The sequence below is a fragment of the Mycolicibacterium austroafricanum genome (genome assembly GCF_902705885.1).
In the GTDB taxonomy this organism is placed as follows: domain Bacteria; phylum Actinomycetota; class Actinomycetes; order Mycobacteriales; family Mycobacteriaceae; genus Mycobacterium; species Mycobacterium vanbaalenii_A.
In genome coordinates this window covers 61,219-75,138 of record NZ_CACSIP010000007.1, presented here as the reverse complement: position 1 = coordinate 75,138, position 13,920 = coordinate 61,219, and the positions used below count along the sequence as shown (strand labels likewise).

12 protein-coding genes are annotated in these 13,920 nt (G+C 58.8%); 2 read left to right on the top strand and 10 right to left on the bottom strand.

From position 1 onward, the window contains the following. Window positions 1–281: 281 nt before the first annotated feature. Window positions 282–1,179, bottom strand: a protein-coding gene (locus tag BEMPMBAN_RS33130) for an IS5 family transposase (protein ID WP_425294938.1) whose coding sequence is annotated in 2 segments (ribosomal slippage) — window positions 282–792 and window positions 791–1,179 — 900 coding nt in all. Because the reading frame shifts where the segments join, the coding sequence is not laid out codon by codon here. 697 nt (window positions 1,180–1,876) lie between these two features. On the opposite strand from BEMPMBAN_RS33130, the gene BEMPMBAN_RS06480 reads away from it, so the two are divergent. Further along, window positions 1,877–2,875 carry an MFS transporter gene (locus BEMPMBAN_RS06480; RefSeq protein ID WP_159229577.1) on the top strand — a complete coding sequence of 333 codons (999 nt, stop codon included), beginning with the start codon at window positions 1,877–1,879 and terminating at the stop codon, window positions 2,873–2,875. Between the two features lie 611 nt (window positions 2,876–3,486). Continuing rightward, the gene (locus BEMPMBAN_RS06475) at window positions 3,487–3,789 is read left to right on the top strand and encodes a hypothetical protein (RefSeq protein ID WP_159229576.1); all 303 of its coding nucleotides are present in this window, start codon (window positions 3,487–3,489) and stop codon (window positions 3,787–3,789) included. Window positions 3,790–4,021: 232 nt separating this feature from the next. Here BEMPMBAN_RS06475 and BEMPMBAN_RS06470 read toward each other — a convergent pair whose 3' ends face one another. From BEMPMBAN_RS06470 to BEMPMBAN_RS06430, 9 genes are all read right to left on the bottom strand, one after another. Then, window positions 4,022–4,576: a TetR/AcrR family transcriptional regulator gene (locus BEMPMBAN_RS06470; RefSeq protein WP_234897320.1), complete on the bottom strand. Its 555-nt coding sequence runs from the start codon at window positions 4,574–4,576 to the stop codon at window positions 4,022–4,024. Between the two features lie 104 nt (window positions 4,577–4,680). Next, complete coding sequence (locus BEMPMBAN_RS06465; protein WP_159229574.1) at window positions 4,681–5,472, bottom strand: alpha/beta hydrolase; 792 nt, start codon at window positions 5,470–5,472, stop codon at window positions 4,681–4,683. A gap of 434 nt (window positions 5,473–5,906) precedes the next feature. Continuing rightward, window positions 5,907–6,989 carry a transaldolase family protein gene (locus tag BEMPMBAN_RS06460; protein WP_159229573.1) on the bottom strand — a complete coding sequence of 361 codons (1,083 nt, stop codon included), beginning with the start codon at window positions 6,987–6,989 and terminating at the stop codon, window positions 5,907–5,909. Window positions 6,990–7,198: 209 nt separating this feature from the next. Further along, complete coding sequence (locus BEMPMBAN_RS06455) at window positions 7,199–8,182, bottom strand: phosphotransferase (protein WP_272952217.1); 984 nt, start codon at window positions 8,180–8,182, stop codon at window positions 7,199–7,201. Further along, window positions 8,179–9,387 carry an ethanolamine utilization protein EutH gene (locus BEMPMBAN_RS06450; protein ID WP_234897319.1) on the bottom strand — a complete coding sequence of 403 codons (1,209 nt, stop codon included), beginning with the start codon at window positions 9,385–9,387 and terminating at the stop codon, window positions 8,179–8,181. Before BEMPMBAN_RS06450 ends, BEMPMBAN_RS06455 begins: the two co-directional genes overlap by 4 nt. Window positions 9,388–9,403: 16 nt before the next feature. Beyond that, window positions 9,404–10,219: an HAD-IA family hydrolase gene (locus BEMPMBAN_RS06445; RefSeq protein ID WP_159229570.1), complete on the bottom strand. Its 816-nt coding sequence runs from the start codon at window positions 10,217–10,219 to the stop codon at window positions 9,404–9,406. Beyond that, complete coding sequence (locus tag BEMPMBAN_RS06440; protein WP_159229569.1) at window positions 10,216–11,073, bottom strand: class II fructose-bisphosphate aldolase; 858 nt, start codon at window positions 11,071–11,073, stop codon at window positions 10,216–10,218. Before BEMPMBAN_RS06440 ends, BEMPMBAN_RS06445 begins: the two co-directional genes overlap by 4 nt. Before the next feature lie 252 nt (window positions 11,074–11,325). Further along, entirely contained in the window at window positions 11,326–12,114 is a 789-nt protein-coding gene (locus tag BEMPMBAN_RS06435) for an FAD-dependent oxidoreductase (protein ID WP_159229568.1), read from the bottom strand. Further along, window positions 12,107–13,546 carry an NAD(P)/FAD-dependent oxidoreductase gene (locus tag BEMPMBAN_RS06430; RefSeq protein WP_159229567.1) on the bottom strand — a complete coding sequence of 480 codons (1,440 nt, stop codon included), beginning with the start codon at window positions 13,544–13,546 and terminating at the stop codon, window positions 12,107–12,109. The genes BEMPMBAN_RS06435 and BEMPMBAN_RS06430 overlap by 8 nt, the downstream gene beginning before the upstream one ends. Between the last annotated feature and the right edge of the window lie 374 nt (window positions 13,547–13,920).

The window sequence follows — 13,920 nt, the reverse complement described above, 5'->3', positions numbered from 1 at the left end:
CTGAGGTGAATCAGCCCATGAGTGTTGGTGCGCCCTGCTCGGCGTGCGAAGCGCAGCAGGGGACAGGCGCGCTCAACATGTGCAGCCGCTGCGCGAACGCGACATGCGACCCAACCGACGAGAGCACCTGGCACAAGCCCTGCTACGCGTGCGGACATGTCCCCGGTTGCGCGTGGATGGACGACTGTGGGTATGCCTGCTGCCATGAATGCGGGGCGGACTGATGGGTTGGGTCCGATAGGCACCAGAGAGGACACTGCGCCCGCTTCCGACCTAGCGAGCTAGGGCATGTCTCCTAAATGGCGGGTCCAGGTGATGCAGGCACTGAGGACGACGGCGGCGCGGTAGACGATGGCGAGTTTGTCGTATCGAGTGGCCAGTCCGCGCCATTGTTTGAGTAGGGCGAAGGATCGTTCGATGAGATTGCGCTGCTTGTAGCGGATTTCGTCGAATGCCGGTGGCCGACCACCGGCACTGCCGCGACGCTGTCGCGCGGCGATCTCGTCGCTCTTCTGGGGGATGACCGCAGTGATCTTGCGGCTACGCAACAGTCGGCGCGCGACACCGCTGGAGTAGGCGCGATCAGCGATCACTGCGTCGGGTCGCACACGGGACACTCCGCGGCGCGGCACGACGATCTCATCGAGGACACCGGCCAGCATCGCCTGGTCGTTGCGCTGGCCGCCAGTCACGATCACTGCCAGTGGGCGCCCGTTGCCATCGACGGCGGTGTGGATCTTGGTGGTCAACCCGCCCCGTGACCGGCCGATGCCGTGACCTGCGGGTTCACACTGGCGTAGTGGCTGATTCGTGTAATTCGACCCAGCCCCCTGTGTCCTGATCGGGGCGCGTGGTGTTTGTCGCGTGCTGATGGGCGCGGTTGATCGTGGCATCTACCGACACCGTCCAATCCAACCGGTCCTCAGCATCGGCGGTCGCCAACAGCGTCCGCAACACCCGATCCCAGGTTCCGTCGCCGGCATAGCGCCGGTGCCGTTTCCACACCGTCTGCCACGGTCCGAACTCCGATCTGGGCAGGTCACGCCAAGGAATCCCCGTCCGGTACCGGTAAATGATCCCTTCCACCACGCGGCGGTCATCACCGAACGGGTGACCACGCCGCCCCGCGTTGGAGGGCAGCAACCCCGAGATCAATTCCCACTGAGCGTCATCGAACAACCGATACCGCGAAGCCGTCGTCACACCGACAGCATCACCTCAAAACCCATCTCAATATGGGAGACACGCCCTAGTTAAATTCCCGCAGAAATCCCGGACACGGTGACTGCCGGCACTGAGTACAAATGTGGGGGAGGCGGTATCGGCGGCGGTGCCCGTCTTAGTGCCGGTTGGCCAAACACTCTCGGCCGCAGCGTGTGCCGAACAACAGTGGGGAGGGTACCGCGGCAGAAGGTGTTCCACTCGCATCCGTTCGTAGAACGGGTCGTAACGGGTTCACGCCCGCGACAGCAATCCGAACCTTCGGAATGAGAATGGCTCACCCTCCGAAGGTGTCGGATGGGCCACCTGACTCGAGGTCCAATTCTACGGAGCGAACGGTCTGTCGCGGATCGACTGCCTCGTCCATGTCGTCCAGGCTGGAGAACTGGTGTGAACGCCGAAACAGCTGGGCCGCAGGGTGTCTAGAATCCAGCACCGACCGCAGAGGTGTGCTCGTTGTGTAACTGGGTTGTAAGTCGAATCCCGCCAAGTCGCTGCCGTCAGCTGAGGTCCCTTTGGAGCGGCAGTGCCGCGATACCAGATTGCCAAACCGGATGTCGGTCGGAATCGATCATGACCGAGGCCTCCCGCGCCCTTAGGCGCGGCACCACGCCAGGGAACTGGATCCTGGTCCTCATCTCGTAGAACCGTAACCGTGCTGCCAACCTCGTTCTACCTGACTCTATGGTTTCCCGTTGCCCGGCGAGGCCGGATCACGGCGATCGCCATTGCGGCGGCACCGCTGTCCGGTTTGATCGGCGCGCCGTTGTCGACCTGGCTCATGGACAGCACCCACGGATTCCTGGGCCTGCAAGGATGGCAGTCGATGTTCATCATCGAGGCGCTACCGGCCATCGCACTTGGCATTTGGGCAACAGTGAAATTGCCGGAATCGCCGCTGACGGTCAAGTGGCTCACTCGCGACGAGGCACAGTGGCTGCACAATGAGTTGGAGGCCGAGAGGACTGCCATCGCAGAAGCCGGAAACGCCAAAGACGGCGTTCTGCGGACGATCCTGAGTCCGCTGGTGCTCGCGCTGGGCATGATCTACTTGGGCCTCGAATTCGGTGAGTACGCATTGGCGTTCTTCCTGCCGACCATCATCGAGTCGCTCAACGAAGACTTTGCGGTCGGACTCAGCCTCACTCAGATCGGACTGGTCACTGCCATTCCCAGCTTGTGTGGTGTCATCGCGATGATCCTGTGGGGCCGACGTTCAGACCGAAAGCAGGAACGCATCTGGCACCTTGTCATTCCGTCGGTCCTCGGTGCGGTGGCCATTGTTTCTGCCGGCTACGCCAATTCACTGCCGCTGGCAGTGCTGGCCTTTTCGATCACGTCGGCGTGTATCTTCTCGGCCACCCCGATCTTCTGGCAGCTCCCGTCGCGCTATCTCACCGGGCTGGCTTCGGCCGCCGCGATCGGCATGATCAACGCGATGGGTAACTTCTCGGGCCTTATCGGCCCGTCGATCACCGGTGTACTGCGTGACCAGACGGGTTCCTATTCGGCGAGCCTGTGGGTCATGGGTGGGTTCCTCGTGCTGGCGGCTGTCGGGACGGTGATACTCGCCCGGATCGTCCGAACGCCCGCCATCGACGCGGCACCGGTGGGTTCGAGCACGATCGCCAAGGATGCTCGGGTAACCCGCTAACACCCTGATTCGCCAACGCAGTGTGAAACACGTCGACGGTCTTGGCCGCGCCCCTCTCATGGGCGCGGCCAAGACCTCACGATCCCGATTCAGGACGTGCAGGCGCGGCACTTGTCATTGCGGTGCCGGACTCCGATGGCGTGATGCTCGACCATCAGAGCCTGGCGTTCTACGCTGCGCCGGAAACTGCGGATCTTCAATCTATGTCCCTGGGGCGGACTCGCCGCTGTCCTGGTCATCCTCATCGGGCGGTTGGTGGCGAGACTGTTACCGCTGCAGTTAGGACCGCCGGACAACATACAGGACGTTGTCACGTTCCACTCGACCGACGGCGCTCGTCGGGTGTTCGGCTTCATCCTGTCAACTCTTGGCGTGTGCTACGCGCTACGCGCTGCCGATGGTCGGTGTCATCACCTTGCACATGCTTCGGACGGAACGTCGAGTGCCCCAGCTGTCGCTCGTTCAACTGGGCGCGGGCTCGATGACAGTTCTCATCAACCTTTGGCTTCAATGCTTTTCGCCCTACTGGCGTTTCGATCCCGAACTCCTGGCACCCAGTCGACCATGTTGCTCAACGACCTCACCTGGCTCCATCTTTCTTCATCCCGATCATGCCGTTCATCATTCAGAATCTGGCGATCGGGACGGCTGTGTTGACCGACCGGGCTATGACCTTCCCGAGGTGGGTCGCATACCTGAACCTGTGGGTGGCGTTCGCGTTAGTGCCGGACGTCCTGGCGTGCTTCTTTCTTTCGGGCCCGTTCGCCTGGAACGGGATCTTCGTCTTCTGGCTTGCCTTGGGGCCTGCGTCGGTCTTCCTCGTGGTCATGTCGGTCGTTGCGAGGTGCGCACCAATGCCGCCTTGGTTCTCGGCGCGACTGCGGAAGACGCCGACGACCCGGCTGTCGGTGTGAGTGGACGGCGCGGCCCGGTACGACCGTCGGCCGGCACTGCGGCGTCCCGAGTGCCGGGCCTCTGCCACTACTTCTGCAGCTTCCGGTGCGCCTGACCGATCCGGTCGACAACCTCGGGGTGCGAAATGACTTCGCGGCAGGTCAGCGTCTCAGAGGCCAGGGCGGCTACAGGGTGCATCGCTCGCAGAGCCATCCCCGTGCCACAACTTGGTTGGAGACTTGGGGAGTCAGGTCAGTCGGGGTGGCCCACCGCGGGCGCTAGAAGTGCGACCGCCACCTCGAATGCTGCGCTTATGCGCGCGGTGTCGTGCGTTGCGGCGTAGTCGAGTTGTAGCCCCCTCAGCACCGCGAGTATCAGAGTGCCGTGGATCTCGGCCTGGCCGGATTCGCTTCCGGAGTCGATCAGAGCGCCCTCTACCAGTGTTAGGCCCCATTCTCGCACAACGGAATCGGTGAACCAGCGGTACTTCTCGGGTTCCCTCAACGCCAGCCCGTAGAGCTCGAACATGAGCGAGAACTTGCGGGCCTCTGTGGGCGTCAGCCAGCGACGCCACAGTATCCGCAGTGTCTCCACTGGCGGCCCTGCCGTCAGTTCGGGATCGTTGTGCAGGTCGGCGAGGAGTTGCTGGTTGATCCCACGCGTAACCTCCTCGATCAGTTGCTCTTTGGACCCGAACTGTCTTACAACCGTCGCGATGGTCACCCCGATCGCCGCAGCCAGGGGCCTCAATGTCAGGTTGCTTACCCCGTGGTCGAGTACGTACTCGGTGGCCGCTGCCAAGAGCATTGGTCGCCGGTGCTCCCAGCGCGTGGCGCGGCCGTCAGTGTTCGTCGGCTCCATCGACACCAGTTCACCGTATCTCACGGTTTGTCGGCTTTCCGCCTAGTTCGCTAGGCGGTCGGGGTGGGGCACCCGAACGGGTCGTGAGTCGTAATCCAGTCATCTATGTGGTTCATCGTGGTCGGAAGAAACTCGCCGTCGAATACGAGGTGATCGGCATTCGGAATCTCGATGTATGTGGCATTGCGGTGCCGACGCGCGGTCGTGCGTGCGATCCGGGGGTTCACTCCGCGGTCATGGCCGGCACCGATGACGAGCACAGGGCTAGTGATCGCGTCAAAGTCGACCTTCGCTGCGCGGTGTCGGTCCAGAAAGAACAACGACATCTCGCAATAGGCGCGACCTGACTCGCACACCATCATGTCGAAGAGTTCCCGCAGATGATCTTCGGTTTGGTGTTGGGCGCCCCACCGCATGTGGGACCATTTCGGATTCAGCGGTCGAGCCCATGGTCGCGGATGTATGAAGTGCGGTCCCCACATTCGGATCATGGCCGGGTAGGTCGCAAAGATTCCTGCTGCCGGTGCCGGTGCGGCCGCTATCACGCCCGCATGGTTGGTGCGCGCGGCTACAAGCTGGGCAAGCAAACCTCCGAGGGAGTGCCCGACGAGCAACGGGGGAGAGTTCAGCGAATCCACGTATTTGACAAGGTCGTCGGTGTAGTCCAGCAAGCTTAGGCCAGCGATCTTTGAGGATCCCTCCTTGAGCGGGAGGTCGTGATGGCGCAGTGACGGCGTGTGGACGATGTACCCACGACGTTGGAATTCCGGCGCGACATGAGACCAGGACTGGCCAGTGCAGCCGGTTCCGTGGATGAGCACAACGTGTTGGGATTCGACCACGGAGCCCAAAGTATCAGAATCATTCGATATGTCAATCGGTCGCTCCGTATACATTTGGGCCCTCGCCACTGGCAGCGCCTCTTCGCCGTGGCAGATGCTTTCGCCGCACCTTGCTCTCCGGTCGCTATCACTCCGCTGCGCCAAGCCCAACCGCGACGCATACGCAGCCGGAAAGGGTTCGGCAGCATTAGATTGGACGTTCCGACCGACCTGGACACGAAAATCGTCAATCGACACATCAACGCACAACGATAAACTGAATACACCATCGCACTGAAGGCCAGTATAAATGTTTGTTTTCACCAGCGTAGCCCTTGGCGAACTCGGCGGCCCCATCGATCCCGAAGCCATCGTCAAACTGTAAAAATGGTCAACTGTCGATGACTCCGTGAGGCGCCCGCCCAGGTGGCGTGCCGCAGGCTATGGCGAAGAGATCATTCAGATGTTCCTTTACAAGCTGCCAGAAAACGCTGTTGGTAGCTAATTACGTGAGGGCTGCTGGCCCAGCGAGCCAGATAGCGCGGATCAGTGGTCACCAACACCCGATTCTGAAGCTTGATGAATTCTGGATCCGACATCATCGACATCACCGACGGGAACATCGTGTCCCCTTCTAGCGAGCAGATAATCAGTCGCGAGTTCGGCAGGTTTGACGCACCTAGCCAGCGGACAGATGCTCGCACACTGTCCAGGCCGTCGCTGCACTCACTTTGGCGATATGCGGTCATCCGCTTCGCAAGCGAAAGGGTTTCTAAAAGGTCAAGGCTGACGTCGTTCTTACCCAGGTAGTGATTCGCTACCATAAATTGCCGTAGTTCTTTTACAAACCACAGGTCCTCTGTTGCTTCGAAGGCGGCCAATAGTCCCGATATGCGGCGCGTCGCATTGAGCCTATTACGGACGAACGCATTGATGAAATACGGGTGCACCTGAAGGGCGAGTGGTGTTTGGTACGGTTCGAACATGAGAGTAAAATTCACCCTGTGGCCTAGGCTGTGTAGCTTGTTTGCTAAAGCGTGCCCGCGTAGAAGATCTTCAGGAGATCCATCGTGATATCGATTATCCAGGCGACCGTCACTCGACAGCAACTGTTCAACTTGCGATGGCGATATCGCGCCGGTATGAGGTACTTTCACTACCAGTCGGTAGAGCGATAGAATTTCCTCGTACATTTGGATCTCGTCGAACAATTTGGAGGGGTCTGTTTCGTAGGGGTTGTGAAGTTCGACGGAAACGTCACACCCTGGACCGACCTCTCCGGCGATCGCTCTTAGCACCTCTTCTAGATTCGAGAATTCGCCGCCAATGTTTGCGTCTGGATTATTCAGAAAAAGATCGTAAACAATTCCGGGATTGCATGTCACATTGGCGATCAAGTCGCGGCATTGGGCGATCTCGTATGGGTTGGCGGTATCGGCTGAAAATAGTAGCGGTGTCGGTCTCGGTTGACCACCTCGGTCATAACTGATATCTCGGACAAGATCAAACGCCACACCATTGTTCTCAACGGTTTCCACTCGGAACCCCGCCGGAGTGGATTCTCGTTGCGGCTCGAAAAGATCGATTATCTGACGGAAGCGCCTAGTCACGCTCACTTCAGACTCAGGCGCGAGCCCCGTAAGAAATGAAGGGTGGACCAAGCGTACGTACTCCGCCGAGGCACGCTCAACCTTGATCTGTCGTTCTCTGAGGGCCTCGGCAGTGTTGCAGCTGAGGTCAGATGAAGTCACGAGCACTGTACTTCCTTCGCTTCCGTACTTGATTCCATCATGGTCACGCTGTCTTCAAACGCGCTGCTACTGGCAATCTCGTCAAGGCGGACCGCGCAGGCTCGGCTGTAAGCGATGTGGTCGAAGTCGACGAAATGAGTGGTACTCGCCGCCACTGCCCACAATGCCTCCCGTAGCCGACTATGGAAGCGGTACATGCGCAGAGCAGCGAGTTGATACTCAAGTGAATCCTTCCCGGATGAATACGCAACGACGAATTGGTGCTCTTCATCAGCGCTGAGCTCCCATTTCTCTGCGAAATCGCCGCAATCGAAGTATCTGTCTCCGCCGCCCGCGTACTCCCAATCAATGAGCGTCACGTCTGACGGCGATACCAACACGTTCCCGACTGACAGATCTGAGTGCAAAAGACAAGCATCAAACGCACCTCGCGCGCGCTGACAACGACTACTCAGATCAAGGGCCCAAGCGAAGGACTTCGCTGCTTGTGGAACAAGCTTCTGGACTCTCCGGAAAAGCCACTCGTTACCATCGAATGGATCGGCTATGTAGTTGTGCAAGGTGGTCTTCTGCGTGTGTCCGTGTAGACGCGCCAGCGCCGCAGCCACCGAGAGAATTACTCGTGGCCGGTCTTGTGGTCCACAACAGCTGGTGTTGCGGATAAAGTCTGTGATCAGAGCGCAAGGGTTGTCGTGTCGCCATGCAACAAGCTTTGGGCCCAGCTTCAGCTCCTCGACGATCGGCATCACCTGCCCCTGGGTGCTCCTATTGATTCCAATTCTGGCTGCATGGTCGGTAGACAGCAGGAGTTGGACAGCGAAGTCTCGCTCCGTATCTCGGGTGTCCGATTTGACCGTTACACGCCAATTACGATTGGTCATACCCCCGTCCAACGGAACGGACTTCCAAGAACGGTTCGGCCAATGCGCTTGGACCACAGCACCCAGATCACGATGAGCTGCAGAATCTGGTTCGTTCATTTTCCGTGCAGACCCTGTGAAGGTGTCGCATCAATGAACGGATTATCGTTTTGTGCCAACCGCTCCGCGGTGGGGACCGCGATGTAACGCGCCAAGATCACCGCGAGAACGGCGGCAGATAGTTTGCCCAGAAGTACAGCGCCGATGAGGTTGGGCTGGAAGTTCGCAGTAAAGGAGAGGTGGTCTCCGAGCAAAAACCCACCGCACACTACGAACGCAATGGACATCACCTTGTCCTTTGGGGACATTGACTTGACGACGTGAAAGAGCGCGAGCGCATTGGCCGCGCCACCCAGCATTCCGGTGACTCCAGCTTCACTGATACCAACGCGATTTCCTAAGCGGCTCAAGGGCGTTGCAAGAAACTTATTAATGGCGTACACCATGGGAAATGCGCCTGCCAGCATGATGCCAACCGCTCCGACAACCTCAAGGGCACGAAACGGGTCGTCTGGAGTGGCAATGATAGGCTCGAATCCCCAAGAGCCAAAGATTTTCCCAAAGATTCCAGTGAAGTACTCGACTATCGACAGGGCGAGAATGATCTTGACCGCCGCGTCAATGAGGCGACCAAAGATGATGAATGCTTTGATCATGAAACCGGGTGCGAACTTTAGCCCAGCGGCGATGAGAACGACGATAAGGAGCAACGGGAATAGGTTTCTTAGCAATTCGGCAAAGTTTAGCCCCTCGATCACCGTGTCAGAGGGACCGGTCGTCCGCACGTCTCCGCGAATGAACGGGCGAGTGACCATGATGGTCACCATGGTCACCAGAACTCCGATTGGGATTGTCAGTACACCTGACATGATCCCCAGCGCCATGTATCGCTGGTCAGATTTCTGTAGCATCGCCAATCCGACGGGGACGGTGAACACGATTGTTGCTCCCGCCATGAACCCAGTTACCATCGCGGTAATCCAGGCCCCACTGTTATCTGCTGTTGCGAAGGCCAATTGATAGCCGCCCATATCGGAGGCGATGAATGTTGTTGCAGCGATGGAGGGGTCAGCGCCCAGCGCCTGCCAAATGGGGCCGGCGCCCTTTTCGACTGCAATAGTGAGGTACGGAATCGATGCCATGATTCCCGCTACGGGGATGAACAGGTGTCCGATTGAGTGGATTCCCTGCAGGAACTCTTTCCCAATACCCGATTCGCTGTCGCGTATCGCAAACGCTGCTCCAATGAGGACGAATGCCATCATCGTGTAGAGGACGATGCTACTTATTATCTGCATGATTACTCGCTTCCTCGGGTGCTACACCAATTTCCAAGAGGGCTTGGAGATGCCGTTGCTCCACTACGTCGTGAATCAAATTGCCGATAACGTTTGTCCCTGCGCAGTGAGTACTCACTCCCGCGTCGCCGAGCTCGCTGACCACTATTGCTGCGGCGCTGAGGTCTTCATGAATCGTGTACGTGCTAGGCGTCGCGATCACTGCAGTGATGCCCGCTGCGCGCGCCGCTTGTATGCCAATGGCGGAATCTTCGACCACAACCGTGTCGGAGGCTCTGACTCCCAGCTGTTTGAGCGCGAGGAGATAGATGTCAGGCGCCGGCTTTTTTCGTTGAACATCATCGCCTGCGAAGACCGAGAACTGCTCTGCGAGTTCTGCTCCCATTGCCCTATTCAAAACAGCTCGAACCGACGCATGTGCAGACGTCGATGCGACTGCAAGCCTCCAGCCCTGTTCAAGGGCTTCGCAAGAAAGCCGCCGCACACCGGATCTTGGCCGCACAGCACCAGAGTCGAGGAGGTCCACGTACAACTGTGTCTTTCGCCGGTGCCAACTCGCTATGAGGGCTTCAAGTTCGGCAGCGTCGTTGGGCAAGTCATGCCTCGTGGTGAAGTCCGGAGACAGCAGCGCTCGCAGGCGCTCCTTACCGCCGCCAACCTTGAGGGCCTGCTGATAGGCCGAGTCCGTCCACTCGAAGGCGACCGAATTCTCAGCAAATACTTGATTGAACGCTACCCGGTGACCGTCACGTTCGGTGTCGGCGAGAACACCGTCGCAATCAAAAATCAGAGCCTTCATGTGGAAATCACTTTGGAGCTGCCAAACTCGTGGATATAGTCGACTACGATTCGCCGAACATTCTGGCGAACGTGCTCAATCACAGTAAGGGGTTCTGATGCGGACGTATGCTCGGTGAGATAGCTGCGGAAACCTTCAATGTAGGTCTTCTTCAGTGCGGTGGAGATGTTCACCTTTGCGCACCCTGCCGCAATGAGCTCGCTAAATTGTTCCGATGAGAGCCCAGATCCTCCGTGCAATGCCATTGGGATATTTGTGGCCGCGACTATATCGCGCACACGTTGGACATCTAGTTGCGGGACTTGCTTGTAGAGTCCGTGTGCATTCCCGATGGCTGGTGCAAAACAATCGATTCTGGTTGTTTCAATGAAGTCAATTACAGTCTCGATCGGATAGAGCAGAGGAACGTCGTCGCTGCCAATTCCATCTTCGACACCTTGAATTCCTTCGATCTCTCCTTCGACGTTCACCCCTTGGGCGTGGGCCTCCTCCACTACTTCTTTGGTCTGGGCAGTTGCAATATGCAAAGGAAGGCTGGAGGCATCGAAGAGCACCGAGTCCCAGCCTTCCCTGATGCACTCCGAGATGACGGCACGGTCCGGGCAATGGTCTAGATGCAGCGCAACCGGCGTCAGAGAAAGAGATGTCGCGAGCTTGAACTGATCTGACAAACGTTTTGCACCTATGGCTTTCACCGTCTTGACGGACGTTTGCACGATCAGCGACGCTCCCTGTGACTCGGCAGCCTCTACCGCGGTTCGCAAGGTCAACTCATCGAATACATTTAACCCGAGTACACCATATCCGTCTGCGAGCGCCGTTCCGACGATGCTGTTGAAAACGTTATTTGCCAATTTATTTCACCTGTTTCCTTGAAGCTGACCGCCGCCCGAGGCAGAACGTGACAAGCGGGAGAGCGCTGAAAACAGCGAGTATGCTTGAGATGAGCGGAATGTCAGATCTCTCCAACGTGACTTCTGACCGCCAAGCACCCAGCGAAGCTCTCACGACGATTCGACGGTCTTGGATATATAAGCCATGGTAATTAACGGAAAATCTTCCCACGGGCGACAGAACTTGCATAATTTTTCTCCGGTGTAATCGCCTTAGCGTAGGCGGCTTGTTATTAGGCGGCTGGTAGTGGCCGCAATGGTTCGAGCGTTGTCAGCTGTTTTTGGATCTGAATCGGAGAAGCACTCATATACCGTTGGGCTGCCTCCATAAATCGCACCCTCTACGTTGCGCATGGGGATTCGTCCGGAGGCCAGGATCACCGAATCAGTGGAAAGCGATAGCAACCGGTCTCGAGTTTCGATTTCTAGCGTGTGCAGGCGGGGAAACCCACGGATTGTCTTGGGTCTCGCGTGGGAGTAGTGCCGGACGCTTTCTGGGAAGACTCCGGCCCCTGATTCGGTGACCACGCTCACTTCTTGAGCCCCCTTGCTGAGCAGCTTGCTTGTGAGGTGGTGCGCGAGCTCGCCTGAGCCGATAACGACTGGGCGGCGACCCGGCAGTAACCCGGAATCGAGGAAATGCAGTGCGGCTGACCCTGGCAGCACACCGGCACCTCGTTCGCCGCCTATGTTGAGCTCGGCTCGTGTTCTTGGCCGCGTGCCAGTGGCAAGAACCAGCGCTTTGGTGGGGACGATGGCCGCCCCATCGATACCCAGCATCGCAATTGCACCGCCCCGATACTCGACCGCCAGGGTGCCGAGAACGAACCTGACACCCGTGAGTCGTGCCTCCTTGACGAGCCTGTGCGCGTCACGCTCAGGTTCCTGGCCCCCGGCCTGAGGCAGCCTTTCGACCAGTGTGACCGCGAATCCCTGCTCAGCTAACATGGTGCCGGCGTGAAGTCCACAGCGTCCACCGCCAACTACAACGACGTCAGTCATCGGTTTTGCCCACTCCCAGATCGGATCCTTCTTCGTGGTATGGGATCTGCCACGGTTCGTGGTCGGTGTACAGCGATGTAATGAATGAGACACCGGACAAGCACGCCGAACCCTGGCAACGCCCCCACGTCGCATGTGTTCGCCGGGCCACCCCTGCAATCGACGTTGCCGGCAATGGAGGGGACAGTGCCTGGTGAATATCCGCGGCGGTCACCTTTTCACAGGCGCAGATAACAGTCCGCCCGAGTGGATCAGCAGCGGCCCGATCACAATCTAGGTCCTGCCACAGCGGTTGGGAGTAGCTCAGAATGCGGACTGGGTCCGACCTTGGGGCTCCGCCAAGACCTGCTTCTTCTAGGAGCCCGCGGACATACTGACCAATCCCCGGGGAAGCCGAAACGCCTGTAGAACGGATACCGGCGACCTGAAGAAGGTTCCCGGCTGACTCCGACCACTCGATCCGGTAGGTGGGATCTGAGTTCGCTCTCACTCCTGCGAATCGTTTGGTGACGTACCGCAAGTCGATGGAAGGCATCATGTCCATGCATCTACGAAGAACGTCGTCTAGAGCGTCCTCATCCGTCGATCGGTCGAGCTTGTCGTCTTGGTCTTCTGCTGTCGGCCCCAGCAGCACCGAGCCATGGGCGGTGGGCAGCACCATCGGCCCGTGTCCAAGCCTCCCCGGAACACCGGTCAACATGCTTGGGACGTTCTTGCCGAATTCTCGATCCAACAACACCCACTGCCCGCGCCGAGGGGTGACTGTGAATACGTCGCCACCGAGTATGCGCGACACTTGGTCGGCGCCCAGACCAGCGGCGTTCACGACGAACTTGGGAAAAAATGTTCTCTTTGACGTCGTAACGCTGACTACGCGGTCGCCGTCTTTCTGCGCGCTCGTGACTGGCTCAGAGAAGTAGAAACGAGCGCCGTTGAGTTCGGCCTGTTCGGCGTAGGCGACCGAAAGCCGCACCGAGTCCACGACCCCTTCTTCCGGAATGTACAGACCCGCAAGCGTTTTAGGGGAGGCGTGCGGCGCCTGTTCTGCAACTTCGCCTCCGGTAACGAGTCGTGCCTCTACGCCGTTCTGCTGGGCCCGGTCGGCCCATTTCGGCAGCTCCTCGACCTCGTCCTCATTCAGGGCCAGCATGGTGATTCCGACTCGACGGAAGGCGACACCGAGATCTCGGGAAATTTTCTCCCACTGAGGTGCCGAGGCGAGGATCAGCTGCGCTTCAAGACTGCCCGGGGCAGCCGACCACCCGCAGTTGGCTACGCCGCTGTTGGCCTTCGACGTCTCCTCGCCGACATCGTGCCAGCGTTCGACTACAGCGATTTTGGCATCAAGCAAAGAGAGCTCCCTCGCGATTGAGGTTCCCACCACCCCCGCACCGACGATCAACACATCAACAGCGCTATCGTACGAAGACAATTGGTCACCTCATTCAGTCGAATCTCCGTCTGCCGAATGTGAATTCGGATACCAATGCACAGTAGGGCGATCCGGCACCGGCAACCAAGGAAAATGTCCGACATATACAGAGCCCGTATGCGACCGCAGTCTCAGTTTGGATTTTCCGATAGGTGGGTCAGATCTCCAGTTCTAGGTGATCCGTGATGGCCATTCCGGGTCTGGCCGCTGCGGGGTCCGTGAACCGCCCCGGCCATGTCCGGAGACTCTGTCGTGCCCGGTGATCGATGGTCATCGGGATTATCTAAAGGGTGAGCGGTGCGATCTCGCCGTCGTGCCGCCAGGAACTCAAACAACCGGTCGGATTCGGAAGATGGCCGGCCACTATCTCGGTG